Below are 2,327 nucleotides of genomic sequence, written 5' to 3'. Positions count from 1 at the left end.
GGATGAATTTGAGCATCCACTGGTGCTGGGAGTCAAAGACCTCGGGACGCCCCAGCCAGTATGCGATGAACTCGCCAAGATCCTCTTCGCTGTAGCTTGCATCAATGACGCCGCATAGGCGCGCCAGAGCAGGCAACTCCTCGTCCGGACGCCAGTGCAGGTGCATCTGGAAGGGGCGCTCAGGCAAGGGACTTCGGCTGCGCTGGTTCAGCAAGGGCAGGGTGAAGCTGCATTGGTGGTAGTGCTCACTTTCCACTGAACTCTCTATAGACAGCAAGCCAGCCTCGATCAGCTCGTCAAACAGGGCTGTTAGCTGGCGGGCATTGACCTGATAACTAAAGCCGCTGGTATCCATGGGATCGACCACCGCCAAGCTCCGCCCCAGTTCGGGATAACTGAGCCGGGGGGGCTGGTTTTCCATGATCAGTCGCCGCAACTGCAGACTGTAGAGGCTGCGAGCCGGATGAGACAGTCTGGGATGGGCGAGGGCGCTGTATTCGGCTGGAGTCATGGCGTTCTTTGCTAGCTAGGATGGGGCCATTATCCCCCATGGGCTGGCTGGGCACAATTAAGGGCTGATCCCTGACGCATTCTGATTGGTGGCGGCCAGGTAGCCAGTCTCTTATATGGATTAATAATCATGCTCATTTTTGCGAGGTCATCCCGTTCGCTGGGGGCTGCGGTGGTCTAGGATTAGGCTCTAATCGGCATGAACCACAAGAGCTGTAACAAGATGTTAAGAGCCGGACTCAGGATCCTGGTGGTGGAGGACGAAGCCGTCTTTCGCCACATGTTGGTGAATTATTTAGAGAATGAGGGAGCCTGCGTGTTCCAGGCCGAGGATGGCATCGAGGGATTGTCAGGGGCGGCCCTCTATCAGCCGGATCTGGTGCTGTGCGATCTCAACATGCCCAATCTGGATGGCCATGAGGTAATTGCCTGTCTGGTGGCACGCTATCCCCAGATCCCCATCATTATCATCTCGGGCCAGAATCGGATGGAAGAGGTTGGCCGTGCCCTGCGTGGTGGCGCCCGAGATTTTCTGCTCAAGCCCATCCGTGACTGGTCGCAGGTGGTGCAAAGCATCAACCAATGTCTGGCGGCCCCGGAGGTCTCCAGCCCGCAGCTTGAACTGGTCGAGCACCTCCATTACTTTCGCAACCATGACGGCGCGGCAACCCGGTTGCTCGGCAATCTGTCGACCCCGATGTTGCAGGAGTGGGGGCCCTGGCAGGTCACGTTCGAGGGAATGGGCAACCTCTTCATCCCGGATACTTTCAGGGTGGACAACCGCCTTCTGGTACTGGTCATGGAGTTGCCGGTGTTGGCCGCAGATGCCGCCTTCTGTGGCGCCCTGGTGCGATCACTGCTCAATGTCCCCTATCGCCAGTATCAACAAAGGGAGAGCCAGCTGCTGGCTCAACCCCATCGCTTGCTGGCCTATCTCAATTGGCAGCTGATGGAATCTGGCCTGCGCCACTCATTCTCAATGGCCGCCCTGCTGTTTGACGAGGAGGAGGGGCTCAGCTTTGCCAATGCTGGCATCACGTCACCACACTGGTTGATGCGCAGTGGGGGGCTTCCCCTTGGTCTGATGCGGGATGGCCACTATCGACTCCATAAACGGAGCTGGCACGATCCCTTTGAACTGCAGATCCGCAGCGACACTGGCTGTGCCCTGCATATGCAGGTGCGCCACCACTAGTCTCTGGATCATCTGGATACCACCGATATGAAAGAGGGCGCCCAATGGGCGCCCTCTTTACCATGCTTGTCGTGACCTGTGATCAGACTGTCGCTGAGTGCAGTTTCTTGTCATCTTGCTCAGGAGCGTCGGCATGACCTTCAGCCCCGTGCATCCAGTAGACCAGACGGTTGGCCATGGTCAGCAGCAGGAGCGCGCTGAGCACGGCGGCAGCGGCGATGCCGCCGAAGATGGCGATGGCACCGGACTCACCCACGAAGGATCCGATGAAGCCTGCGGCATAGTTGGCCAGGGCAACAAAGCCTAACCAGGCACCCATCATCAGGGAAGCCAGGCGCAGGGGCGCCAGCTTGGTCACCATGGAGAGGCCGATGGGGGAGAGGCAAAGCTCGCCCAGGGTGTGGAACAGATAGGCGCCAACCAGCCAGAACATGGAGGTTTTGACACTCTGATCACCACCTTGCTCCAGTACGGCACCGATCATGAACAGGAAACCAATGGCCAGGAACAGCAGACCCATGGCGAACTTCACCGGGGAGTTGGGCTCTTTCTTGCCGAGCTTGATCCAGATGGCTGCAACCAGGGGAGCAAGGGTGATGATGAAGAAGGGGTTCAGGGACTG

3 protein-coding genes are annotated in these 2,327 nt (G+C 58.4%); 1 reads left to right on the top strand and 2 read right to left on the bottom strand.

Annotation, left to right across the window (positions count from 1 at the left end):
* Positions 1-511, bottom strand: a 511-nt coding sequence (locus tag G113_RS19840) for a DnaT-like ssDNA-binding domain-containing protein (RefSeq protein ID WP_005913155.1), incomplete at its 3' end; no start/stop codon positions are given.
* A 222-nt stretch (positions 512-733) separates the two neighbouring features.
* Here G113_RS19840 and G113_RS19835 point away from each other — a divergent pair.
* Positions 734-1,705 carry a response regulator gene (locus tag G113_RS19835; RefSeq protein WP_040319431.1) on the top strand — a complete coding sequence of 324 codons (972 nt, stop codon included), beginning with the start codon at positions 734-736 and terminating at the stop codon, positions 1,703-1,705.
* An 82-nt stretch (positions 1,706-1,787) separates the two neighbouring features.
* Here the strand turns inward: G113_RS19835 and G113_RS19830 are convergent.
* A partial coding sequence (locus G113_RS19830) for a POT-type proton-dependent oligopeptide transporter (protein ID WP_005913152.1) occupies positions 1,788-2,327 on the bottom strand: 540 nt, incomplete at its 5' end.

Origin of the sequence: Aeromonas molluscorum 848 (assembly GCF_000388115.1) — a bacterium.
In the GTDB taxonomy this organism is placed as follows: domain Bacteria; phylum Pseudomonadota; class Gammaproteobacteria; order Enterobacterales; family Aeromonadaceae; genus Aeromonas; species Aeromonas molluscorum.
This window is presented reverse-complemented; position numbering and strand designations above follow the sequence as displayed.